The 24,040-nt window shown below is 51.0% G+C and carries 16 protein-coding genes, 3 tRNA genes, 3 rRNA genes and 1 other annotated feature; of the genes, 14 read left to right on the top strand and 8 right to left on the bottom strand.

What is annotated here, in order from left to right:
- Window positions 1-36: 36 nt before the first annotated feature.
- Window positions 37-1,383: an anaerobic C4-dicarboxylate transporter gene (locus ACX9GT_RS20610; protein ID WP_473188487.1), complete on the bottom strand. Its 1,347-nt coding sequence runs from the start codon at window positions 1,381-1,383 to the stop codon at window positions 37-39.
- Between the two features lie 653 nt (window positions 1,384-2,036).
- Here ACX9GT_RS20610 and ACX9GT_RS20605 point away from each other — a divergent pair.
- Together ACX9GT_RS20605 and tyrA are read left to right on the top strand one after the other, a co-directional pair.
- The gene (locus ACX9GT_RS20605) at window positions 2,037-3,110 is read left to right on the top strand and encodes a 3-deoxy-7-phosphoheptulonate synthase (protein WP_473188486.1); all 1,074 of its coding nucleotides are present in this window, start codon (window positions 2,037-2,039) and stop codon (window positions 3,108-3,110) included.
- A 6-nt stretch (window positions 3,111-3,116) separates the two neighbouring features.
- Window positions 3,117-4,238 (top strand): bifunctional chorismate mutase/prephenate dehydrogenase, encoded by a 1,122-nt coding sequence (gene tyrA / locus ACX9GT_RS20600; RefSeq protein WP_473188485.1) that lies wholly within the window; start codon window positions 3,117-3,119, stop codon window positions 4,236-4,238.
- 56 nt (window positions 4,239-4,294) lie between these two features.
- On the opposite strand, the gene pheA is transcribed toward tyrA, so the two are convergent.
- The 4 genes from pheA to bamD all read right to left on the bottom strand — a co-directional run bounded on the left by pheA (window position 4,295) and on the right by bamD (window position 7,106).
- Complete coding sequence (pheA, locus tag ACX9GT_RS20595) at window positions 4,295-5,452, bottom strand: bifunctional chorismate mutase/prephenate dehydratase (protein WP_473188484.1); 1,158 nt, start codon at window positions 5,450-5,452, stop codon at window positions 4,295-4,297.
- Between the two features lie 40 nt (window positions 5,453-5,492).
- Window positions 5,493-5,619, bottom strand: a sequence feature (Phe leader region).
- Window positions 5,571-5,618 (bottom strand): hypothetical protein, encoded by a 48-nt coding sequence (locus ACX9GT_RS20590; protein ID WP_197062210.1) that lies wholly within the window; start codon window positions 5,616-5,618, stop codon window positions 5,571-5,573. It overlaps the preceding feature by 48 nt.
- 124 nt (window positions 5,620-5,743) lie before the next feature.
- Entirely contained in the window at window positions 5,744-6,082 is a 339-nt protein-coding gene (raiA, locus tag ACX9GT_RS20585; protein ID WP_473188483.1) for a ribosome-associated translation inhibitor RaiA, read from the bottom strand.
- 292 nt (window positions 6,083-6,374) lie between these two features.
- Window positions 6,375-7,106, bottom strand: coding sequence for an outer membrane protein assembly factor BamD (gene bamD, locus ACX9GT_RS20580; protein ID WP_473188482.1), 732 nt, complete (start codon window positions 7,104-7,106; stop codon window positions 6,375-6,377).
- 133 nt (window positions 7,107-7,239) lie between these two features.
- Here bamD and rluD point away from each other — a divergent pair, with 133 nt between their 5' ends.
- From rluD to ACX9GT_RS20535, 9 genes are all read left to right on the top strand, one after another.
- A complete protein-coding gene (gene rluD / locus ACX9GT_RS20575; RefSeq protein WP_473188481.1) occupies window positions 7,240-8,217 on the top strand; it encodes a 23S rRNA pseudouridine(1911/1915/1917) synthase RluD in 978 nt (325 codons plus the stop codon).
- Complete coding sequence (gene yfiH, locus ACX9GT_RS20570) at window positions 8,217-8,948, top strand: purine nucleoside phosphorylase YfiH (protein WP_473188480.1); 732 nt, start codon at window positions 8,217-8,219, stop codon at window positions 8,946-8,948. Before rluD ends, yfiH begins: the two co-directional genes overlap by 1 nt.
- A gap of 130 nt (window positions 8,949-9,078) precedes the next feature.
- Window positions 9,079-11,652, top strand: a complete 2,574-nt coding sequence (gene clpB, locus ACX9GT_RS20565) for an ATP-dependent chaperone ClpB (RefSeq protein WP_473188479.1) — start codon at window positions 9,079-9,081, stop codon at window positions 11,650-11,652.
- Window positions 11,653-12,225: 573 nt separating this feature from the next.
- Window positions 12,226-13,766: ribosomal RNA gene (locus ACX9GT_RS20560) — 16S ribosomal RNA — on the top strand.
- A 218-nt stretch (window positions 13,767-13,984) separates the two neighbouring features.
- A tRNA-Glu gene (locus tag ACX9GT_RS20555) sits at window positions 13,985-14,060 on the top strand.
- Between the two features lie 247 nt (window positions 14,061-14,307).
- Window positions 14,308-17,217, top strand: a 23S ribosomal RNA gene (locus ACX9GT_RS20550).
- 122 nt (window positions 17,218-17,339) lie between these two features.
- Window positions 17,340-17,455 (top strand): 5S ribosomal RNA (gene rrf, locus ACX9GT_RS20545).
- Together the 16S, 23S and 5S rRNA genes with 2 tRNA genes alongside form the textbook arrangement of a ribosomal RNA operon.
- Window positions 17,456-17,548: 93 nt before the next feature.
- Window positions 17,549-17,625, top strand: a tRNA-Asp gene (locus tag ACX9GT_RS20540).
- A 403-nt stretch (window positions 17,626-18,028) separates the two neighbouring features.
- Entirely contained in the window at window positions 18,029-18,820 is a 792-nt protein-coding gene (locus tag ACX9GT_RS20535) for an endonuclease/exonuclease/phosphatase family protein (RefSeq protein WP_473188478.1), read from the top strand.
- 65 nt (window positions 18,821-18,885) lie between these two features.
- On the opposite strand, the gene mltD is transcribed toward ACX9GT_RS20535, so the two are convergent.
- Window positions 18,886-20,262, bottom strand: a complete 1,377-nt coding sequence (gene mltD, locus ACX9GT_RS20530) for a murein transglycosylase D (protein WP_473191652.1) — start codon at window positions 20,260-20,262, stop codon at window positions 18,886-18,888.
- Between the two features lie 72 nt (window positions 20,263-20,334).
- Complete coding sequence (gloB, locus tag ACX9GT_RS20525; RefSeq protein WP_473188477.1) at window positions 20,335-21,090, bottom strand: hydroxyacylglutathione hydrolase; 756 nt, start codon at window positions 21,088-21,090, stop codon at window positions 20,335-20,337.
- Between the two features lie 44 nt (window positions 21,091-21,134).
- Between gloB and ACX9GT_RS20520 the strand changes: the two genes are divergently transcribed.
- Entirely contained in the window at window positions 21,135-21,854 is a 720-nt protein-coding gene (locus ACX9GT_RS20520) for a class I SAM-dependent methyltransferase (protein WP_473188476.1), read from the top strand.
- Here ACX9GT_RS20520 and rnhA read toward each other — a convergent pair.
- A complete protein-coding gene (gene rnhA, locus ACX9GT_RS20515; RefSeq protein ID WP_473188475.1) occupies window positions 21,851-22,318 on the bottom strand; it encodes a ribonuclease HI in 468 nt (155 codons plus the stop codon). The genes ACX9GT_RS20520 and rnhA overlap by 4 nt on opposite strands.
- Window positions 22,319-22,390: 72 nt before the next feature.
- On the opposite strand from rnhA, the gene dnaQ reads away from it, so the two are divergent.
- Both dnaQ and ACX9GT_RS20505 read left to right on the top strand, forming a co-directional pair.
- Window positions 22,391-23,125, top strand: coding sequence for a DNA polymerase III subunit epsilon (gene dnaQ, locus ACX9GT_RS20510; protein ID WP_473188474.1), 735 nt, complete (start codon window positions 22,391-22,393; stop codon window positions 23,123-23,125).
- Window positions 23,126-23,281: 156 nt separating this feature from the next.
- A tRNA-Asp gene (locus ACX9GT_RS20505) sits at window positions 23,282-23,358 on the top strand.
- Window positions 23,359-24,040 lie beyond the last annotated feature (682 nt).

Here is a 24,040-nt window from a genome sequence, read left to right as displayed (position 1 = left end):
ACGGCAACGACAGCTGCCCGTTGCCGTACAGGGGTTTTACAGGAAGGTGGTCACCAAAATATAACCGGTGATGCAGGAACTCAGTACACCGATCAATCCTGGAATAATAAAGCTGTGGTTGATGATAAATTTGCCGATCCGCGTTGTCCCTGAGCGGTCAAAACCAATACAAGCCAAATCGCTAGGGTAAGTTGGCAATACAAAGTAACCGTAAGCCGCTGGGAAGAAGGCCAGCAACATTTTTGGGTCAACGCCTAATTGCAACGCCATAGGGGCAATCGCGGTCAGAGCAGCGGCTTGGCTGTTAACCAGCTTGGAAACCAGGAACAGAACGATCGCGTAGGTCCAGGGTTGGCTTTTGACTACATCTTCCAACAACAGCTTTAAATCGCCCATATGCGCCTGGAAGAAGGTATCACTCATCCAGGCTACGCCGAATACCGAGAATATCGCCACCATCCCGGCCTTGAACACGGCGCCGTTGGCAATATCACCCGGTTTCACTTTGCAGCCGATCAGGATCACAGCACCGGCAATCAACATCATCATCTGGATAACCAGATTCATCGACAGCGGTTTCAGCGCCCCTTTTGCATCAGCAAATGAAGGGCGTATATCGGCAAAAGCCCCCAACAGCACTACGATAGCGATAGCGGCGAAGAAAATGGCGGTGGACCAATAAGCCTGTTTCGGGAATTTTTGGTTGAGCAGCGTTTCGGTACTACCATAAATATACGCGCGTTGCTCTGGGTCCTGAATTTTTGCCTGGAATTCAGGATCTTTATCCAGATCTTTACCACGGCGCAGGCTCCACAAGGCGGCCATCAGCACCCCCACCAGCGACGCTGGGATGGAGACCGCAAGAATTTCAACCAGTGTATAGGCTTTACCGATGCCATGACCGGCCGCGATGATCGAAACCAATGAAACAACCGCCACGGAAACCGGTGAAGCGGTAATGGCCATTTGTGAAGCGACAGAGGCTACGGCCATTGGGCGCTCTGGGCGGATCCCTTTTTTGATGGCGATGTCGGAGATAATCGGGAACATGGTGTAAACCACGTGTCCGGTACCGCACAGGAAGGTCAGCGTCCAGGTGGTAAACGGGGCTAGCAGCGTAATGTGCTGTGGGTGACGGCGCAACAGCCGTTCGGCATATTGCATCATGACGTTCAGGCCACCTGCGGTTTGTAACACCGAGGCACAACCAATGACCGCCAGAATAGTCAGCATGACATCAACAGGGGGTTTTCCAGGCTCAAGTCCGAATATAAAACACAGCAGGAATAAACCAATGCCGCTAATTAAGCCCAGCCCCATACCGCCAAATCGGGTGCCGACTAATAAGCAGAGAATAATAATCGCGAATTCCAGAGTTATCATGAGTGTCCCTTGTGAAAAATGAAAAACTGCTAACGGTTATCACCCCTCAAGGCAGATGAGGCGGGCTCTGTCTATGCAGATTACCTCTTAAGAGGTGCAAACGATTTGCAGCCATGATTATTTATTTAGCAGGGGATAACTGTGAGATTAAGCAATGTTTATTCAATACTTGTTTTAAATCTGCAGGAATAAATGGAAATGAATAATGATTGAAAATCAATTGCCAGTTAATTGTATTCTAATTGTTTTTTAGTTGTTTAATTTATTGGCTGTTATCTGTTGCTACTGATGCTGATTACTTTTTTACATGGATGATTTCCGCAAGATGAGATGTTTTTCAGTGAGCCTGGAACCGACAAAGTGTAAATATTTTTCGTACTAAAATGTTTACACTTTGAAGGTGGTGACTCTTTTTTATAAGCCTCTTAATAGGGGGTGAATTCAGAGCGTAATTAATTTTTATTGTTATTTATCAATATATTATATTCATTTCAGTGAAATTTTAATCCTGCCAAAGCAAGTTTTTCCATGATGGTAACTTTTTATTTACAGCTAATGGATTGAAATCTTTACATGGCATGGTAATGTAAGCGTTATAACGCTCAATGTTCTATCAACGCTCACGTATAACGGCACAAGACAGGAATAGCATCATGCAAAAAGACGCGCTCAACAACGTACATATCAGTGCAGAACAGGTTCTGATTACCCCGGAAGAGCTGAAAAACCAACACCCGCTCAGTGCTCGTGATGAGAATGAAATCTCTGTTGCACGCCAAACCATTGCCAACATTCTGAAAGGGCAGGATCACCGTCTGCTGGTGGTGTGCGGGCCTTGTTCGATCCATGATCCGGATGCGGCGCTAGATTACGCGCGTCGTCTGCAAGCGCTGTCGGCTGAATTGAGCGATCAGCTGTATATCGTCATGCGCGTCTATTTTGAAAAGCCAAGAACCACGGTCGGTTGGAAAGGCTTGATCAACGATCCGCATATGGATGGAACCTTTGATGTTGAAGCTGGTTTACACATCGCGCGTCGCCTGCTGCTGGATCTGGTGGGCATGGGCTTGCCGTTGGCCACCGAAGCGTTGGATCCTAACAGCCCGCAATATTTAGGTGACCTGTTCAGTTGGTCGGCGATCGGCGCGCGTACCACAGAATCCCAGACGCACCGCGAGATGGCCTCTGGTCTCTCAATGCCGGTCGGCTTCAAAAATGGCACCGATGGCAGCTTGGGTACGGCGATCAACGCTATGCGTGCGGCTTCGATGCCACACCGTTTCGTCGGGATCAATCAGGCCGGGCAGGTGTGCCTGCTGCAAACTCAGGGCAACCCAGACGGCCACGTGATCCTGCGCGGAGGCAAGACGCCAAACTACAGCGCGGAACACGTTGCTGCTTGCGAAAAACAGATGCAGGATGCAGGACTCCAGCCGTCCTTGATGATAGATTGCAGCCATGGCAACTCGAATAAAGACTATCGCCGTCAGCCGGCCGTTGCCGAATCCGTCGTTGAGCAGATCAAAGCGGGTAACCGTTCGATCACCGGTATTATGCTGGAGAGCAATCTGCACGAAGGGAATCAGTCGTCTGAGCAACCACGTGCAGAGATGCATTACGGTGTTTCAGTGACCGATGCCTGCATCAACTGGGAAAGCACGGAAACCCTGCTGCGCCAAATGCATCAGGAACTCGGCGCGGTGCTGATGGCTCGCACTGGAGAATAGTGAGTTATGGTGGCTGAACTGACCGCATTACGCGATCAAATTGACGAAGTAGATAAAGCATTGCTGGGTCTGTTGGCGAAGCGCCTGGAACTGGTGGCGGAAGTGGGGGAAGTCAAAAGCCACTACGGTTTACCGGTCTACGTGCCTGAGCGTGAGGCGGCGATGCTGGCCTCGCGCCGTAAAGAGGCTGAAGGCCTTGGCGTGCCGCCGGATTTGATTGAGGATGTGCTGCGTCGGGTGATGCGCGAATCCTATACCAGTGAGAACGACAAAGGTTTTAAAACGCTGTGTCCACAATTGCGTCCGATTGTCATTATCGGCGGCAATGGCCAGATGGGGCGTTTGTTTAATCGCCTGCTGACCTTATCCGGTTATCAGGTGAAGGTGCTGGATCAGGAAGATTGGCCGCAGGCCGACACCTTGCTGGCTGATGCTGGTATGGTGATTGTCAGCGTGCCTATCCACGTCACAGAACAGGTGATCGGCCAGTTGCCACCATTGCCGGAAGACTGCATCTTGATCGATTTGGCCTCGGTCAAAAACCGGCCGCTACAGGCGATGCTGGCAGCCCACGGCGGGCCAGTGCTTGGGCTTCACCCGATGTTTGGCCCGGATGTTGGCAGCGTTGCCAAGCAGGTGGTGGTGTATTGTGATGGACGCCAACCTGAAGCCTATCAGTGGCTGCTGGAACAGTTGCAGGTTTGGGGCGCGCGATTACACCGCATCAGCGCCGTTGAGCACGATCAAAATATGGCCTTTATCCAGGCATTGCGACATTTCGCGACTTTTGCCTATGGCCTGCATTTGGCAGAAGAGAACGTCCAACTGGAACAATTGTTGGCGCTGTCTTCACCGATCTACCGGTTGGAGTTGGCGATGGTGGGCCGGTTGTTTGCTCAGGATCCGCAGCTTTATGCTGATATCATCATGTCTTCCGACGAAAATATTCATCTGATCAAACGTTATTATCAGCGTTTTGGTGAGGCGATTCAGTTGCTGGAGCATGGTGACAAGCAGGCGTTTATCCAAAGCTTCCAGAAAGTGGAACACTGGTTTGGTGATTATGCCCAGCGTTTCCTGGTGGAGAGCCGCTCGTTGTTACGCCAGGCGAATGACAGCCGCCAATAATGGTCATGCTGCTTGATTGATAAGAGGTTCGGCATTGCCGAACCTCTTTTTTTGCATCAAGATGGGTTTACCGGCACCACATTTTCGCTCGGATAGCACCCCAGCACCTTCAGTGAACGGGTAATCGGGGTCAGGTCTTTCAACGCTTTCTGCATGGATTCAGAACGCAGGTTGGCCTGCACATCAATATAGAACATCTCTTCCCACGGGTTGCCGTTAATCGGGCGTGATTCCAGCTTGGTCATGATGATGCCGTTGTCACGTAACACCAATAACGCTTCTACCAGCGCACCGGACTGCTGGCCGGTAGCCATAATCAGCGTGGTTTTGGCCGGAACCTGCTCTGAGACTTCGATCGCTTTGCGTGCCAGCACGATGAAACGGGTGATGTTCTGCTGCTGGTTAGCCAGATTGTGCTCAAGTACCTGTAGGTGGTAGAGCGCACCACCGGCTTCGCTGCCCAATGCCGCAGCCTTTGGCGAATTTAGCTCAGCCACTTTCTCCATGGCGGCGGCGGTGCTTTCGCAATACTCAATTTTCCAGTGTGGATAACGGTTAATAAACTGGCTGCACTGCTGGAAAGGCTGTGGATGGCTGTAAACAATCTCGATCTGGCTCAGATCGGTTTGGCTAGCGACCAGCACGCAGTGATCGATCGGCAACGTAAGTTCGCCTACGATCGACAGACTGGTATGTTGCAGCAGATCATACACGTCGTTGATTGACCCGGAGCTGGTGTTTTCGATTGGCAGAATGGCGTAATCCGCCTGGCCGGTTTCAACCTGAGTAAAAATATCCTGGAATTTCTGGCAGCCGCATTCGATCAACTGATCGAAATGGCGGGCACTGTATTGGCGCGCCGCGAGATGCGAATAGGAGCCCTTGGGGCCGAGGAAGGCAATGCGCGCAGAGTGCTGACTGATTTGGTTAAGCTGATGCTGCAACAGTGTCTGCTGGGTCAGCACGGAGTCTTCAATGATCAACTGGAACAGGCGGGTGACATAGAAACCGTCTAGATCATAAGGTTTGGCAGCGCTAATCAGCGCATCCAGCAGATCGCGTTCACGCTCTTTATCGCGAATCGGCCGGTGTGAGTGCAGCTTGGTTTTGCCCACTTCTACCGCCAGCTCACGGCGTTCTGCCAGCAGCGCCAGCAGTTTCAGGTCCAGTGCGCTGATACGTTCGCGCAGTACGAGTAACGGGTTATCAGTCATAATCAGCCTTATCTTGTGTTCTTATCATCGTTAAATAGCCATAAAAAAAGCCCCCTGTTTTCAGGAGGCTTGGTTGTTCGTCTTCGCATTCTTTATCACACGACGAAACGCCTCCCAATCAGGGGAAGGTAAAAAAGAATGCGAAGAAAAACGGTTTACGAGTCATGGGTGTCCAAAAGTATGTGTAAGCAGGTTAAGGTAACCGCAGGCTTTTCTCTGTGTCAATAAAAACCGGCCGTTAAAAAACGCGCCCGAAGGCGCGTTTGATACGAAACAATCATGAAAAGGTGTTTACTCTTCCGGAGTCACTTCTGGCGCGAGGTCTTTCACACTGGCGTAGGCGCGGCGCGCTTCGCTCTTGTGCTGCACTTTATTCAGCTGACGCTCAAGTTTGGCGATCAGGTCATTAACGGCGGTATACATGTCTTCATGTTTTGCGCTGGCAACCAGCGGGCCGTTAGGTGTGGTAATGGTGGCATCCACGACAAACCCTTTAGGTTCTTTAGACAAAACAATATGCGGATTAATCAGTTGAGCCTGCCATTTATCCAGTTTGGTGAGACGGTCTTCGACATGACTACGGATTGCGGGGGTGATATCCATTTGTTTGCTGGTAATGTTGATTGTCATATAACTTACCTCTCTGTCTTTCCATCTTGGATGTATTCAGCATAACGCGCTTTTTGCCGAAGTGGGTGAAAGAGATCGCGTATTTTTGTCACTTTTTGCAAAGTTAGCTCAATCTGTGATTTAGACTCTGAAACCGTTATCTAACACTTGAGTCTGAGTGGCAGAACGCGCATTATTGATAAGTTAACAGGTGACGTAACCTTGTTAATATTCTGTTTTTTCTTGTGAATTTATCACTAATGAAAACGGCAGCCGAAGCTGCCGTTTTTTATGTTTGTGACGGTTAGAATCGTTACGCCGGGTTGGCGGCAATGATTTTCGCCACTTTGTCGGCTTGAGCATTCAGCTCCAGTTGACGATAAGCATTTTCCATCAGCGGTAGCGCATCACGAGTCGCTTTGGTATCCGGGAATTCACGCATCATCTGCTCAACGCGATTAACAACCGCGACGTAAGCACCGCGTTTAGTGTAGTATTCCGCCACTGAAAGCTCATACTTGGCCAAGCGGTTTTTCAGGAACACCAGACGCTTGTAAGTGTCTGTGGCGTATTGGCTGTTCGGATACTGCTGAAGCAGCTGGTTGAAATCGCGGAATGCGGCGCGGGCATGTTGCGGATCGCGGTCAGAACGGTCAACCCCGAAGAAGCCTTGCAACGCACTGTCATCCAGCGCCATATCTGTCAAACCGCGCATGTACATGACGTAATCAATGTTAGGGTGCGTTGGGTTCAAGCGCATAAAGCGATCGATAGAGGCTTGCGCCATCGGTAAATCGGCAGATTTATAGTAGGCGTAAATCAGATCCAACTGGACCTGCTGGGAGTATGGCCCGAAAGGATAGCGGTTATCTAACGCTTCGAGTTGTTTAATCGCGCCCTTAAAGTCACCGTCCTGCAGTTTTTGCTGGGCAGTAGCATAGATTTCCGAAGGTGGGTTGTCGGGAACCGCATCCTTGGATGTGGAGCAACCTGCCAGCGCCAGGCTCAACGTGGCTGCCGCCACCAGATATTTCATACGCGTCATGACGTTTTGATTATCCTCAGGGTGTTATTCCGGGAGACTGTCCGTTAAGCTCCCGACAAAAGACCAGTTACAATAGCACATTATATTAAACGGCATCGCCGTGAAAACCCAACGTTAACGAAGAATCCTGCATATGGCACAACAAGTACAACTCACCGCAACGGTGGCCGAAACTCAACTCGGACAACGTTTAGATCAGGCTTTGGCCGAATTGTTCCCTGATTATTCAAGATCACGCATAAAAGATTGGATCCTGGAAGATCGGGTACAGGTCAATGGCAAAACGGTAAACAAGCCGAAAGAGAAGGTACTGGGGGGAGAAACGGTCGCCATTGATGCACAGATCGAGGAAGATGCCCGTTGGGAACCGCAGGACATCGCACTGGATATTGTCTATGAAGATGCCGATATTCTGGTGATTAACAAACCTCGCGATTTTGTGGTGCACCCTGGTGCTGGCAACCCGGATGGCACGGTGCTTAATGCGCTGCTGCACTATTACCCGGAAATTGCCGATGTACCGCGTGCCGGTATCGTGCACCGCCTGGATAAAGATACCACCGGCCTGATGGTCGTGGCGAAAACCGTCCCGGCGCAAACCCGCTTGGTGGAAGCGCTACAGGCACGTGAAATCACGCGTGAATATGAAGCGGTGGCGATTGGCACCATGACGGCGGGTGGCACGGTGGAAGAACCGATTGCGCGCCACTCCACCAAACGTACCCATATGGCCGTGCATCCGATGGGGAAACCTGCGGTAACCCATTACCGCATCATGGAGCATTTCCGCGCGCATACTCGTCTGCGTTTGCGTCTGGAAACCGGGCGTACCCATCAAATCCGTGTGCACATGTCGCACATTAACCATCCGCTGGTGGGCGATCCGCTGTACGGTGGCCGCCCGCGTCCGCCAAAAGGGGCATCGGAGTCGTTTATCAGCACCCTGCGTGGGTTTGATCGTCAGGCACTGCACGCGACGATGTTACGCTTGTACCATCCTATCAGCGGTATCCAGATGGAATGGCACGCTCCATTGCCGCAGGATATGGTTGATCTGATCGACGCGCTGAAAGCCGATACCGAAGAATTCAAAGACCAAATGGATTGGTAATGGATGCGCTCATTCTGCCCGATTGGCCGATACCTGCAGGGGTAAAAGCCTATAGCACCACTCGCCATGGCGGTATCAGCCTGCCGCCTTATGATTCATTGAATCTGGGCACGCACGTGGGGGATGATGCGCAAGCGGTAGCCTGTAACCGCCAACGGCTGGTGGCGGGGGCGGGTTTACCGCAGATGCCTATTTGGCTGGAGCAGATACACGGAACACGTGTGTTGGCGTTGGACGGGCAAGCGCCTGATGATTTACGGGCCGATGCGGTTTACAGCAACGTGGCGGGGCAGGTGTGTGCGGTGATGACAGCGGATTGCCTGCCTGTACTCTTTGCTTCACAGGCAGGCGATGAAGTGGCGGCAGCCCACGCGGGTTGGCGTGGGCTCTGTGATGGCATATTGGAACGCACAATAGAACGCTTTGTTGCTGCGCCGGGCAAAATCACCGCCTGGCTTGGCCCAGCCATCGGCCCGCAGCGGTTTGAAGTGGGGGCGGAAGTGCGTGCGGCGTTTATTGCTGCCGATGTTGCTGCTGCTTCTGCGTTTACACCTCGTGGCGATAAATTTCTCGCTGATATCTACCTTTTGGCTCGCCAGCGCCTTCAGCGTGCGGGTATTTTCGCCATTTATGGCGGGGATCGTTGCACAGTGACTGAAATGAGTCATTTTTTCTCCTATCGGCGTGATGGAGTGACCGGACGTCTGGCAAGTTTGATCTGGGTGATATAACCTACTGCCCTAGGACGATCCACAGATGCATGACGTTGTACTAATAATATAGTGTCGGAATAACCTTGAAAATTTGAGGGATGACCTCATTTAATCTCCTGTAGCAATTCTGCACTATATTGGAGGTGTTATGCGTCTGGATCGTCTTACCAACAAATTCCAGCTTGCCCTCGCCGATGCTCAATCCTTGGCCTTAGGGCGCGACAATCAATTTATCGAACCGTTACATCTGATGAGCGCATTGCTCAATCAGGATGGGGGAACGGTTCGCCCATTGTTAACTTCTGCCGGGATCGACGCTGGGCGTGTGCGCAGCGAGATCGACCAGGCGTTAACCCGTCTGCCGCAGGTTGAAGGTACCGGTGGTGACGTTCAACCGTCACATGAACTGGTGCGCGTACTCAACCTGTGCGACAAACTGGCGCAAAAGCGCGCGGACAAATTCATTTCTTCTGAGCTGTTTGTTCTGGCGGTGCTTGAAGATCGCGGTGCGTTGACCGATCTGCTGAAAGCGGCTGGCGCAACGGCCGATAAACTCTCCAAAGCCATTGAACAAATGCGAGGCGGTGACAGCGTGGATGATCAAGGTGCGGAAGATCAGCGTCAGGCATTGAAGAAATACACCATCGATCTCACCGAGCGTGCCGAGCAGGGCAAACTTGACCCGGTTATCGGCCGTGATGAAGAGATCCGCCGTACCATTCAGGTATTGCAGCGCCGTACCAAAAATAACCCTGTTCTGATCGGTGAACCCGGTGTCGGTAAGACCGCCATCGTCGAAGGCCTGGCGCAGCGCATCATTAATGGCGAAGTGCCTGAAGGGCTCAAGCATAAGCGGGTGCTTTCACTGGATATGGGCGCGTTGATTGCCGGGGCAAAATACCGCGGCGAGTTTGAGGAACGCCTGAAAGGGGTGTTGAGCGATCTCTCCAAGCAGGAAGGCAGCGTCATTCTGTTCATCGACGAACTGCACACGATGGTCGGTGCCGGTAAGGCCGACGGTGCGATGGATGCTGGCAACATGCTCAAGCCAGCGTTGGCCCGTGGGGAACTGCACTGCGTAGGTGCCACTACGCTGAATGAGTATCGTCAGTATATAGAGAAGGATGCCGCGCTTGAGCGTCGTTTCCAGAAAGTCTATGTGGCAGAACCGACGGTCGAAGATACCATCGCCATTCTGCGTGGTCTGAAAGAACGTTATGAGCTGCATCACCATGTGCAGATTACCGATCCGGCGATCGTGGCTGCTGCGACTTTGTCGCATCGCTATATTTCCGATCGCCAGTTGCCGGATAAAGCCATCGACCTGATCGATGAAGCGGCATCCAGCATTCGTATGCAGATGGACTCTAAGCCGGAATCACTCGATCGTCTGGAGCGCCGTATCATTCAGTTGAAACTGGAACAGCAGGCGCTGAATAAAGAGTCTGATGATGCCAGTAAAAAACGCCTGGAAATGCTGAGCAGTGAACTTGAGCAGAAAGAGCGTGAGTATTCCGAACTGGAAGAAGAGTGGAAAGCAGAAAAAGCCTCTCTTTCCGGTACGCAGAATATCAAGGCTGAACTTGAACAGGCCAAGATTACTTTGGAGCAATCCCGCCGTTCAGGTGACCTGGCGCGCATGTCTGAGTTGCAGTACGGCAAAATTCCGGAGCTGGAAAAACAGCTGGCTGCGGCAACACTGGCTGAAGGCAAGACCATGAAGCTGCTGCGCAACCGTGTTACCGATGCGGAGATTGCCGAAGTGCTGGCTAAAGCCACCGGTATCCCGGTCGCCAGAATGCTGGAAGGTGAGCGTGATAAGCTGCTACGCCTTGAGCAGGAGCTGCATTCGCGGGTGATTGGCCAGGATGAAGCGGTGGTTGCGGTGTCTAATGCCATTCGTCGTAGCCGAGCTGGTCTTTCCGATCCGAACCGGCCGATCGGTTCATTCCTGTTCCTCGGCCCGACGGGGGTAGGTAAAACCGAACTGTGTAAAGCGCTGGCTTCGTTCCTGTTCGACAGTGATGACGCGATGGTGCGTATCGATATGTCCGAGTTTATGGAGAAGCACTCCGTTTCCAGGCTGGTTGGGGCACCTCCGGGTTATGTCGGTTATGAAGAAGGTGGCTATCTGACAGAAGCGGTACGTCGTCGGCCTTATTCGGTGATCCTGCTGGATGAAGTAGAAAAAGCACATCCCGATGTGTTCAACATTCTGTTGCAGGTGTTAGATGACGGACGTTTGACAGATGGGCAAGGCCGTACCGTTGATTTCCGCAATACCGTGGTGATTATGACCTCTAACCTGGGCTCCGAAATGATTCAAGAGCACTTTGGTAAGGTTAACTATGCGCAGATGAAAGAGTCGGTGATGGAGATGGTGAGCCATCATTTCCGGCCAGAATTCATCAACCGCATCGATGAGGTCGTGGTCTTCCATCCGCTCGGCCGTAAACATATCGCGCAGATTGCCAAGATTCAGTTGGCGCGCCTGTACAAACGTCTGGAAGAGCGCGGTTATGAAGTGAATATCACAGAGCCTGCGTTGGAACTGTTGGGTAAAACCGGTTATGACCCTGTTTATGGTGCTCGGCCATTGAAACGTGCCATCCAGCAGGAAATTGAAAACCCGTTGGCGCAGCAAATCCTTTCTGGAAAGTTGATACCGGGCAAGCCAGTGACGCTGGATGTGGAAAACGACCATATTGTTGCCAAACAATAAACACGGCAGCTATTTATAGTGATGGAAGGGGCGGTTTTTACTGCCCCTTTTCTATTTGTTTAACCAGGTTGATACTTTTTCTCTGTTCAAATATCTGAAAGCGGCCTTTTTCTGGATAATAAACATCCTAAAATAGTGGTTTTGTCCGTTTTCTGAACGCTTGAAAGGTTTTTTGAATTTAGGGGTTGCGGCGCTCTGAGAACTCCCTATAATGCGCCTCCACTGACCGGGAACAACGAACTCTTTATAGCAAAGAATGTCGCCCAGCCAGGAAGAAGCAACCCGGTGAAAACACCGCATCTCGGCAGAGAAAAAAGGTTGACTCTTCAGCGGGAAAGCGTATTATCTGCCTCCCGCGTTACCGAGAAACATGCCGGTAACCACGCTCTTTAACAATTTATCAGACAATCTGTGTGGGCACTCACAAGACGATATCCAGCCACCTCGGTGGCACAAAAATATCAAGTCTTGAAGAGTGACCAAAGCAGTAAACATTTGAACTTCGGTTCCAATGAATATTTGCAGAAAGTAATCTTTGAGCATCGCTTAAGTGGTTTAAGCAAATCGAACTTTTAATTGAAGAGTTTGATCATGGCTCAGATTGAACGCTGGCGGCAGGCCTAACACATGCAAGTCGAGCGGTAGCACAGGGAGCTTGCTCCTGGGTGACGAGCGGCGGACGGGTGAGTAATGTCTGGGAAACTGCCCGATGGAGGGGGATAACTACTGGAAACGGTAGCTAATACCGCATAACGTCTTCGGACCAAAGTGGGGGACCTTCGGGCCTCACACCATCGGATGTGCCCAGATGGGATTAGCTAGTAGGTGGGGTAATGGCTCACCTAGGCGACGATCCCTAGCTGGTCTGAGAGGATGACCAGCCACACTGGAACTGAGACACGGTCCAGACTCCTACGGGAGGCAGCAGTGGGGAATATTGCACAATGGGCGCAAGCCTGATGCAGCCATGCCGCGTGTGTGAAGAAGGCCTTCGGGTTGTAAAGCACTTTCAGCGAGGAGGAAGGGTGGTGTGTTAATAGCGCATCACATTGACGTTACTCGCAGAAGAAGCACCGGCTAACTCCGTGCCAGCAGCCGCGGTAATACGGAGGGTGCAAGCGTTAATCGGAATTACTGGGCGTAAAGCGCACGCAGGCGGTTTGTTAAGTCAGATGTGAAATCCCCGCGCTTAACGTGGGAACTGCATTTGAAACTGGCAAGCTAGAGTCTTGTAGAGGGGGGTAGAATTCCAGGTGTAGCGGTGAAATGCGTAGAGATCTGGAGGAATACCGGTGGCGAAGGCGGCCCCCTGGACAAAGACTGACGCTCAGGTGCGAAAGCGTGGGGAGCAAACAGGATTAGATACCCTGGTAGTCCACGCTGTAAACGATGTCGACTTGGAGGTTGTGCCCTTGAGGCGTGGCTTCCGGAGCTAACGCGTTAAGTCGACCGCCTGGGGAGTACGGCCGCAAGGTTAAAACTCAAATGAATTGACGGGGGCCCGCACAAGCGGTGGAGCATGTGGTTTAATTCGATGCAACGCGAAGAACCTTACCTACTCTTGACATCCACGGAACTTGGTAGAGATACCTTGGTGCCTTCGGGAACCGTGAGACAGGTGCTGCATGGCTGTCGTCAGCTCGTGTTGTGAAATGTTGGGTTAAGTCCCGCAACGAGCGCAACCCTTATCCTTTGTTGCCAGCACGTAATGGTGGGAACTCAAAGGAGACTGCCGGTGATAAACCGGAGGAAGGTGGGGATGACGTCAAGTCATCATGGCCCTTACGAGTAGGGCTACACACGTGCTACAATGGCATATACAAAGAGAAGCAAACTCGCGAGAGCCAGCGGACCTCATAAAGTATGTCGTAGTCCGGATTGGAGTCTGCAACTCGACTCCATGAAGTCGGAATCGCTAGTAATCGTAGATCAGAATGCTACGGTGAATACGTTCCCGGGCCTTGTACACACCGCCCGTCACACCATGGGAGTGGGTTGCAAAAGAAGTAGGTAGCTTAACCTTCGGGAGGGCGCTTACCACTTTGTGATTCATGACTGGGGTGAAGTCGTAACAAGGTAACCGTAGGGGAACCTGCGGTTGGATCACCTCCTTACCGAATGATATTGATTGAGTGAGTGTTCACAACAGATTGTCTGATAGAAAGTAACGAGCAAAAGCGCTACCTGTTGATAAAGGTTGGCGATGATTCCTGAGTGCTGAGGCGTTTGCGGCTGTCGAGTGCAGTAACAAACAACAAGGGCGTTCGATTTTTCTGGAAAAATCTCACCTTTACACAAAAATAGCAACGCATGCGTTGCTGGCAATTTTTGTGTCCCCATCGTCTAGAGGCCTAGGACACTGCCCTTTCACGGCTGTAACAGGGGTTCGAATCCCCTTGGGGACGCCATCCGATAATGCGTGAAAGACATTATCACTGGTTATTTAAACCGAAAAAATCGTAAAGATGACTCTCACGAGTCGTGTTTACGATATTGCTCTTTAACAATCTGGAACAAGCTGAAAATTGAAACCTGACAGCAGAAATTCGTCTCTCCGTAGAACTCTTGAGATGAAAAGTACCCTGTCAGAGAGTCTCTCAATGATTTACAGCACGAATTTGTCTTCTGTTTACAGGAAACACCTTCGGGTTGTGAGGTTAAGTGACTAAGCGTACACGGTGGATGCCTAGGCAGTCAGAGGCGATGAAGGGCGTGCTAATCTGCGAAAAGTGTCGGTAAGGTGATATGAACCGTTATAACCGGCAATACCCGAATGGGGAAACCCAGTGCAATCCGTTGCACTATCATGTCATGAATACATAGTGGCATGAGGCGAACCGGGGGAACTGAAACATCTAAGTACCCCGAGGAAAAGAAATCAACCGAGATTCCCCCAGTAGCGGCGAGCGAACGGGGAAGAGCCCAGAACCTGAATCAGTGGGTGTGTTAGTGGAAGCGTCTGGAAAGTCGCGCAGCAAAGGGTGATAGCCCCGTACACTAAAATGCATGAACTGTGAGTTCGATGAGTAGGGCGGGACACGTGACATCCTGTCTGAATATGGGGGGACCATCCTCCAAGGCTAAATACTCCTGACTGACCGATAGTGAACCAGTACCGTGAGGGAAAGGCGAAAAGAACCCCGGCGAGGGGAGTGAAATAGAACCTGAAACCGTGTACGTACAAGCAGTGGGAGCCTCTTTTATGGGGTGACTGCGTACCTTTTGTATAATGGGTCAGCGACTTATATTTTGTAGCAAGGTTAACCGTATAGGGGAGCCGTAGGGAAACCGAGTCTTAACTGGGCGTCTAGTTGCAAGGTATAGACCCGAAACCCGGTGATCTAGCCATGGGCAGGTTGAAGGTTGGGTAACACTAACTGGAGGACCGAACCGACTAATGTTGAAAAATTAGCGGATGACTTGTGGCTGGGGGTGAAAGGCCAATCAAACCGGGAGATAGCTGGTTCTCCCCGAAAGCTATTTAGGTAGCGCCTCGTGAACTCATCTTCGGGGGTAGAGCACTGTTTCGGCTAGGGGGCCATCCCGGCTTACCAACCCGATGCAAACTCCGAATACCGAAGAATGTTATCACGGGAGACACACGGCGGGTGCTAACGTCCGTCGTGAAGAGGGAAACAACCCAGACCGCCAGCTAAGGTCCCAAAGTCATGGTTAAGTGGGAAACGATGTGGGAAGGCATAGACAGCCAGGATGTTGGCTTAGAAGCAGCCATCATTTAAAGAAAGCGTAATAGCTCACTGGTCGAGTCGGCCTGCGCGGAAGATGTAACGGGGCTAAACCATGCACCGAAGCTGCGGCAGCGACGCTTAGGCGTTGTTGGGTAGGGGAGCGTTCTGTAAGCCGTTGAAGGTGGTCTGTGAGGGCTGCTGGAGGTATCAGAAGTGCGAATGCTGACATAAGTAACGATAAAGCGGGTGAAAAACCCGCTCGCCGGAAGACCAAGGGTTCCTGTCCAACGTTAATCGGGGCAGGGTGAGTCGACCCCTAAGGCGAGGCCGAAAGGCGTAGTCGATGGGAAACGGGTTAATATTCCCGTACTCGGTGTTACTGCGAAGGGGGGACGGAGAAGGCTAGGCTGGCCGGGCGACGGTTGTCCCGGTTTAAGCGTGTAGGGGGAGAGAATTGGTAAATCCGTTCTCTTATTCAACCCTGAGGCGTGATGACGATGCACTACGGTGCAGAAGCAGTTGATGCCAAGCTTCCAGGAAAAGCCTCTAAGCTCCAGGTAACACAGAATCGTACCCCAAACCGACACAGGTGGTCAGGTAGAGAATACCCAGGCGCTTGAGAGAACTCGGGTGAAGGAACTAGGCAAAATGGTGCCGTAACTTCGGGAGAAGGCACGCTGGCGCGTAGGTGAAGAGACTTGCTCTCGGAGCTGAAGCCAGTCGCAGATACCAGCTGGCTGCAACTGTTTAATAAAAACACAGCACTGTGCAAACACGAAAGTGGACGTATACGGTGTGACGCCTGCCCGGTGCTGGAAGGTTAATTGATGGGGTTAGCCGCAAGGCGAAGCTCTTGATCGAAGCCCCAGTAAACGGCGGCCGTAACTATAACGGTCCTAAGGTAGCGAAATTCCTTGTCGGGTAAGTTCCGACCTGCACGAATGGCGTAATGATGGCCAGGCTGTCTCCACCCGAGACTCAGTGAAATTGAACTCGCTGTGAAGATGCAGTGTACCCGCGGCAAGACGGAAAGACCCCGTGAACCTTTACTATAGCTTGACACTGAACATTGAGCCTTGATGTGTAGGATAGGTGGGAGGCAGTGAAGTGTGGACGCCAGTCTGCATGGAGCCAACCTTGAAATACCACCCTTTAATGTTTGATGTTCTAACTCGGCCCCGTGATCCGGGGTGAGGACAGTGTCTGGTGGGTAGTTTGACTGGGGCGGTCTCCTCCCAAAGAGTAACGGAGGAGCACGAAGGTTAGCTAATCACGGTCGGACATCGTGAGGTTAGTGCAAAGGCATAAGCTAGCTTGACTGCGAGAGTGACGGCTCGAGCAGGTACGAAAGTAGGTCTTAGTGATCCGGTGGTTCTGAATGGAAGGGCCATCGCTCAACGGATAAAAGGTACTCCGGGGATAACAGGCTGATACCGCCCAAGAGTTCATATCGACGGCGGTGTTTGGCACCTCGATGTCGGCTCATCACATCCTGGGGCTGAAGTAGGTCCCAAGGGTATGGCTGTTCGCCATTTAAAGTGGTACGCGAGCTGGGTTTAGAACGTCGTGAGACAGTTCGGTCCCTATCTGCCGTGGGCGTTGGAAGATTGAGAGGGGTTGCTCCTAGTACGAGAGGACCGGAGTGAACGCACCGCTGGTGTTCGGGTTGTCATGCCAATGGCACTGCCCGGTAGCTAAGTGCGGAACAGATAAGCGCTGAAAGCATCTAAGCGCGAAACTAGCCTCGAGATGAGTCTTCCCTGGGCCTTTAAGGCTCCTGAAGGAACGTTTAAGACTAAGACGTTGATAGGCTGGGTGTGTAAGTGCAGCGATGCATTGAGCTAACCAGTACTAATGAACCGTGAGGCTTAACCTTACAACACCGAAGGTGTTTTGGTGAGAGACAGAATATAAGTTTTAATTTTCAGCGACGTTCTTAGATTGGTTCTGGTGGTTGCGTGTAAAGACATGTGACGGCCTGGAATAAAACAGAATTTGCCTGGCGGCAATAGCGCGGTGGTCCCACCTGATCCCATGCCGAACTCAGAAGTGAAACGCCGTAGCACCGATGGTAGTGTGGGGTCTCCCCATGCGAGAGTAGGACACTGCCAGGCATCAAACAAAGGTTATCAGAGTGACATCTGGTAATAGCGAAATCACCAAGGTGGTTTTGCCGGTATCAAAAGATACCGCATGAAAGAATCGGTGGAGCGGTAGTTCAGTTGGTTAGAATACCTGCCTGTCACGCAGGGGGTCGCGGGTTCGAGCCCCGTCCGTTCCGCCACTTAATTGATAAGCCCTGAGTCTCTGACTCAGGGCTTTTTGTGCACAGAAAACCTCCAGCTAGGCTGGAGGTTCCGTAAAGCTTTCAGCTTTGAGCCAGTTATAAAAACCCCTTTTGATTTGTTAAAACAGTTTGCGGTCTGGCAACTTCAAACGTTAAACAAGAAATTGAGGGACACAGCCTAGCCCGCCTTTTGCGGGCTTTTTCGCATTTATTACCGCTCACCGCTAACCTTTACAGACGTATACGTTTCACTGATTGAAATCACCTCTCCTCGCCTCTATAACTGAAAGAGCCTTCCTCCTAAAAGCCATGCTGGCAGAGAAGCACAGGCGTATAATCAATCTATTGTTGGTGGCAATGTTGCTATCAACATCATCCAAACGGGAAATAGGCGAATAGCGTGCCGAAACGAACTTATGCAATGAGGTATGTTGCAGGCCAGCCAGTTGAACGAATTTTCCCTGGTGCCATCCATCAACCGCTACTGCCTGGGGCTGCGTTACCTACGTCTGGGGTATTGCGGGTTATGGTGTGGAATATCTTCAAGCAGCAACGGGCTGATTGGCTTTCGGTGCTGAAAGATTTTGGTAAAGATGCGCAACTGGTGTTATTGCAAGAAGCCCAGACGACACCTGAACTGGTGAGCTTTGCTACCTCTCACTATCTGGCGGCCGATCAAGTCCCTGCTTTTGTGTTGCCGCAACATCCTTCGGGCGTGATGACACTGGCAGCGGCCCACCCGGTGTATTGCTGCCCGTTGCGCGAACGTGAGCCGCTGTTGCGTCTGGCTAAATCAGCGTTGATCACCGTCTATCCACTCTATAATGGTCAATTGTTGATGGTGGTGAATATCCATGCGGTGAATTTCAGTTTAGGTATCGATATATACAGTAAGCAGCTAGACCCGATTGGCGAGCAGATTGCTAACCATCAAGGGCCAGTAATCATGGCCGGTGATTTTAATGCCTGGAGCCGCAAACGCATCAATGCGCTGTATCAGTTTGCTGATGACATAGCTTTGCATGAGGTAAGCTTCACCGATGATCACCGTAAGAAAGCATTTGGCCGACCGCTAGATTTTGTATTTTACCGTAATTTAGGCGTTGTGGAGGCTTCTGTACTGGTTACCCAAGCGTCAGATCATAATCCTCTGTTGGTGGAGTTCCATCCAGAAATTGATAAGCCGATCTAGTAGAGGGAATCTGAAGACAATAAAAAAGCACCCTACAACGCAGGGTGCTTTTTTGTGTCGGAAATCTAGGTATCTGGTGACATTTTGTTGTTTACAAACAAGGTCAGTTTCAGACCCGGTTGCAGACTACTTTTTTTGCCGAGCCTTGAGTTCCAACGCATCACGTCATCTATATCGACACCGTGACGGCGTGCAATACTGGAAAGCGAATCACCCTTGCGAACTTGATAGGTGATACTGTTATTATCGCCGGTATTGCTGGCTACCTGCAGCGTTTGTCCAACTTTTAGAGTGCTTTTGGCACGTAAATTGTTCCAACTCTGCAAATCACTTGGCTTTACGTTCAGCCGTTTGGCGATGGTAGATAACGTATCGCCGGAGCGAACCTTATACGCACTTCCGCCAGACAAACTACTGTTCTTCGCCAGCTGGGCTGGCGGTGGAGTAATTTGCCCATCAGCCAACGAGTCTTTCAGCTGTGCGGCATTACCTTTCGGGACCATAATGTAATGAGGCCCGTTCGGTGCCGTCACACCTTTCTTGTAGCCTGGGTTGTAAGCTTTCATTTTGGTGACTGAAAGCCCTGCCATCTCAGCCGCCTGAGTTAGCTGGATCTGCTGCCCAACATCAATTCGCGCCAGTGCACGGGTTTCGTCAGTTTTTGGTAATTTGACTCCGTACTTTTTACTGTGTTTGATGATATCACTCAGTGCCAGCATTTTCGGGACATAGATTGACGTTTCACGCGGAAGCGACAAATCCCAGAACTCGGTGGACTTACCTTGGCGTTTATTCGCCTTCACCGCCTGCATGATGCGGCCTTCACCACTGTTATAAGCCGCGACGGTCAGTAACCAGTCGCCGTCAAACATACGGTTCAAGCGCTCCATCATATCAAGCGCAGCAGTCGTCGAGGCAACAACATCACGGCGCCCGTCATACCACTGATTGTTCTTCAGCCCATAATTACGACCCGTTTGCGGCACGATCTGCCATAGCCCTGCGGCATTGGCATGCGACGTGGCGTGTGGGTCAAAAGCGCTCTCCACTATGGGTAGCAGTACCAGTTCCATCGGCATATTACGTTTCTTAATCTGCCCGACTATCCAGTACATGTACGGCTCTGCCCGTAATGTTACATCGTGGAGATAGCTCTTACTTTTTAGGTACTTTCTTTTTTGTTCACGGATCCGGGGATTTTCCGGAACCTCCATCTTCAGCTCGTCGCTAATGAAGTTCCACAGGTCCTGTTGTGCGGCGCTATTACCCTCTAACCACCGCGCCGAGCTTGCTCGACCATTCGCTGTGTACTCTCCTGCTTCACTTTCTTGACCTGCCGAAGACAGACTCTGTGCATGCTGCTCTGGTACCTGCACGCCCTTCTTGGACGCCTGGCAACCTACTAGCAAGACTGAGGCGAGAATTATCGCTTTAGCCTTCATGTGTATGTCAATATAGTTGCTTAAAAGACGAGCAACTATACTTTGCTTCATCGAATAACACAACTAAAAGCTTCAGAAGCTATCTTTCCGCAGGCGTAATTCGGAAAAAACCGAATGAAGCCTGTCTGGTGGTGAGTTAAAGCCTATTTCTTTTTGTAAATCAGTATCATGGCAGCGTAAAAAGAGATTAATTTTACGCTCTAATTGTAACGTTGTAGGCACGCTAGGCTTACCTTTTGCGCGTAATCTCTCAACTTGTTGCTGATATGTTTCAATGTCGCGATCTTGTGGCAAAATAGCCCGTGAAAACTTAAGATTTGAGAGAGTATACTCGTGTGCGCAACAAATGAGAGTGTCATCGGGAAGTTGCGCGACTCGTTGAAATGAATCATACATTTGTTCAGCGGTCCCTTCAAAAAGTCTGCCACAACCAGCAGAAAAAACGGTATCCCCACAGAAAAGATAAGGTGCACTGTAGAATGCGACATGCCCAAGCGTATGCCCAGGAACCGCGATAATGCGGTACTGCCGCCCATTGATTTCGATAATTTCACCGTCTTGAACCAGAGTATTTGCCCCTTTATTGGCGGTTTCTTGCGGCCCATACATCCTCAGTTCTGGGTATTGCGCAACAAGTTCTGCCACGCCGCCAACGTGATCGCGATGGTGATGGGTCAGTAAAATGGCGTCAGGAATCAGTTGCAAACGTGTCAACGCTTCCAGCACCGGCCTGGCGTCTCCGGGATCGACGATAACGCAATGTCCTTGCTGGTTATCCAGCAACCAAATGTAATTGTCCTGAAAAGCAGGAATGCTGATAAGATTCATAACGGACCTCTCGTTGGCAACTGCTTGAAAGAAGATAATAAATCATGAAACCAGCCCATACTCTACAAAAGCTCACCAGCCCATACTCCTGGGCCGGATTGCCATGGGGAGAATACTACCGTGAGGCGCTTGAGCAGCAATTGCAACCCTGGTGGGCGAAGCTGTTCGGTTTTCATCTGCTGAAAGTGGGTAACCTCAGCGCCGCGCTGGATACTGAAAAGTGTGCCATATCGCATCAGGTCAACGTTGGCTTGGCAGGGGATAACCTGCATGTACTGGCCGATTCCTATCAATTACCCTTTGCTGCCAAATCGGTAGATGCCTGTCTACTGGCACACACGCTTTCCTATGCTGAAGATCCGCACCGCCTGTTGCGTGAAGTTGACCGTGTGATGATTGACGACGGTTGGCTGGTGATCAGTAGCTTCAATCCGTTCAGCTTACTCGGGTTGGGCAAATTGATCCCAGGATTGCGCAACCGGCAACCCTATGTCAGCCGGATGTTTACGCAGATGCGTTTGCTGGACTGGCTCAGCCTGTTGAATTATGAAGTGCTGGAGCAGACACGTTTCCACGTACTGCCCTGGCAGCGTAAAGGTGGCACGTTTTTAAGTACGCATTTGCCGGCGCTGGGGTGTATGAGCGTGATTGTGGCGCGAAAGAGAACCTTACCGCTGACGCCAACGCCGATGAGGTTGGGGGCGAGAAAGCCAGCTCTCAGCCGCGCTGTGGGCGCGACCAAGAGTTACCGCAAACAGCCTTAAGCTTCGGGTTGATACCCCATATCATCCTGCGTTGGATTGCCTGCGGCATCACGCGCCAGCACGTCACAACGCTCGTTTTCCGGGTGGCCCGCATGGCCTTTGACCCACTCCCAGCGGATGGTGTGGCGTGCAATTGCCAGATCCAGACGCTGCCAGAGATCGACGTTTTTTACCGGCTTTTTATCAGCGGTTTTCCAACCGCGCTTTTTCCAGTTGTGGATCCAACTGGTAATGCCTTGTCGTACATATTGGCTGTCGGTGCTGAGCACCACTTCACAAGGGGATGTCAGCGCTTCGAGTGCCACAATGGCGGCCATCATCTCCATACGGTTGTTGGTGGTCAGGTAATAGCCTGCACTGAAGGTTTTTTCGTGCTGCTTGTAGCGCAAAATTGCGCCGTAACCGCCGGGCCCTGGATTACCGAGGCAAGATCCGTCGGTGAAAATTTCTACCTGTTTGAGCATCTCTGGTAGACTCTTCCTATCAGTTTTATAAAAGCCAAGTCTGACATAAACGGGCGCTATGAGCACTGCAATATGATCACTACACCAACCAGACAGATCGTTCTCGATACCGAAACCACCGGTATGAACAAGCTAGGGGTTCACTACGAAGGTCACCGTATCATCGAGATCGGGGCCGTAGAGGTGATTAACCGTCGCCTGACCGGGCGTCACTACCATGTTTACGTCAAGCCGGATCGGCTGGTGGATCCCGAAGCTTACGGTGTGCACGGTATCAGTGATGAATTCCTGGCCGATAAACCAACCTTTGATCAGATTGCTGCTGAGTTTATTGATTTCATCCGTGGCGGTGAATTAGTTATTCATAACGCGGCGTTCGACATCGGCTTTATGGATCACGAGTTCCGCAAGCTGCAACAGAATATCCCGAAAACGGAGACTTTCTGTACCATCACCGATAGCCTGTTGATGGCGCGCCGTCTGTTTCCCGGCAAGCGTAACAACCTTGATGCCCTGTGTGGCCGCTATGAAATAGACAACAGCAAGCGAACGTTGCACGGCGCTTTGCTCGATGCCGAGATCCTGGCGGAAGTCTATCTGGCGATGACCGGTGGCCAGACCTCCATGGCATTCCAAATGGAAGGGGATACTCAGCAAACTGACTCAGCGCAGGATATTCAGCGCATTGTACGCCCGGCCACGGCAATGAAAGTGGTATATGCCAGCGATGAGGAAGTGGCCGCCCATGAAGTGCGCTTGGATCTGGTGGCTAAAAAGGGCGGTAGCTGCCTGTGGCGCAGCGAATAACGCCACCTTGAGTGTAAAAACATGGCGAACGCCGCATTATGCTGCCATGTTCGTTGAAAAACTGTGCAAACGACTCTTTTTATAAGAAAAGGCATTGACGGAATGCAGGGGCAACCGTAATATTCGCTTCGTTCCCCCGTAAGAGGGAACTGGCGCGGAGCGGTAGTTCAGTTGGTTAGAATACCTGCCTGTCACGCAGGGGGTCGCGGGTTCGAGCCCCGTCCGTTCCGCCAATCATTCAGACCCCAAGCTTTTTAAGCTTGGGGTTTTTTTTATGCCTTTTGATGTGCGATTCAAGTGTGCCTATTTATTTGTGAATATACTCTTCATACTTCAAGTTGGCTGCGTCCGCTCGCACTAGCTACATAGTGGCCTATGCTCGTGGCGACTCTCGGACCGGCCACCTACATGCAACGCGAGTTATTTAGAGTATCTGTAGATATTTATCTTTATTTTCTTACCATTAATAATGGTGAGCATTCCTCAGGTTATCGATAATAATAGCGTTACTTGGCTTTTTATCACATTTGACAAGCGCATCTGGCTATTCTGACCCATCCTATTACCCACAAGAAAATCATCGGTATTTGATAGGTGAAATGAGTGTGATCTTACGATTATCTTCAGAAGCTCAAAGCGAAAAAACCCTTTGATTGAGGAATGAGTTGAGAGTGAATTAAGTTAAAGCCGAGAGAACTCCAATGTGAATCATGTTGAATCGTATGGTCTGATTTTACTTATGCATCCATAAATTATGCCTACCGTATCTCATGAGTGTCGGGAGGCAAAATGGATGTGTGTTTATTTTTCCTGCTAACACTGTTAATAGGGCAATTGTGATAGATGAAGCCTCTTTAGAAAACGATATCGGGCTTAAAAAGATGTTGGTGTGGCTAAACCTCGTAGGGCTGAATG

It is taken from the genome of Serratia sp. YWN4 (assembly GCF_055790845.1).
The sequence above is the reverse complement of the archived record's forward strand: the minus strand, read 5'-3'. Positions and strand labels throughout refer to the sequence as shown.

Coding starts and splice junctions, on each gene's coding strand:
- mltD (WP_473191652.1), bottom strand. CDS start 20,262: ATGAAGGCTAAAGCGATAATTCTCGCCTCAGTCTTGCTAGTAGGTTGC.
- bamD (WP_473188482.1), bottom strand. CDS start 7,106: ATGACGCGTATGAAATATCTGGTGGCGGCAGCCACGTTGAGCCTGGCG.
- yfiH (WP_473188480.1), top strand. CDS start 8,217: ATGGATGCGCTCATTCTGCCCGATTGGCCGATACCTGCAGGGGTAAAA.
- pheA (WP_473188484.1), bottom strand. CDS start 5,452: ATGACTGATAACCCGTTACTCGTACTGCGCGAACGTATCAGCGCACTG.
- clpB (WP_473188479.1), top strand. CDS start 9,079: ATGCGTCTGGATCGTCTTACCAACAAATTCCAGCTTGCCCTCGCCGAT.
- rnhA (WP_473188475.1), bottom strand. CDS start 22,318: ATGCTCAAACAGGTAGAAATTTTCACCGACGGATCTTGCCTCGGTAAT.
- ACX9GT_RS20605 (WP_473188486.1), top strand. CDS start 2,037: ATGCAAAAAGACGCGCTCAACAACGTACATATCAGTGCAGAACAGGTT.
- tyrA (WP_473188485.1), top strand. CDS start 3,117: ATGGTGGCTGAACTGACCGCATTACGCGATCAAATTGACGAAGTAGAT.
- ACX9GT_RS20610 (WP_473188487.1), bottom strand. CDS start 1,383: ATGATAACTCTGGAATTCGCGATTATTATTCTCTGCTTATTAGTCGGC.
- raiA (WP_473188483.1), bottom strand. CDS start 6,082: ATGACAATCAACATTACCAGCAAACAAATGGATATCACCCCCGCAATC.
- ACX9GT_RS20520 (WP_473188476.1), top strand. CDS start 21,135: ATGAAACCAGCCCATACTCTACAAAAGCTCACCAGCCCATACTCCTGG.
- dnaQ (WP_473188474.1), top strand. CDS start 22,391: ATGATCACTACACCAACCAGACAGATCGTTCTCGATACCGAAACCACC.
- gloB (WP_473188477.1), bottom strand. CDS start 21,090: ATGAATCTTATCAGCATTCCTGCTTTTCAGGACAATTACATTTGGTTG.
- rluD (WP_473188481.1), top strand. CDS start 7,240: ATGGCACAACAAGTACAACTCACCGCAACGGTGGCCGAAACTCAACTC.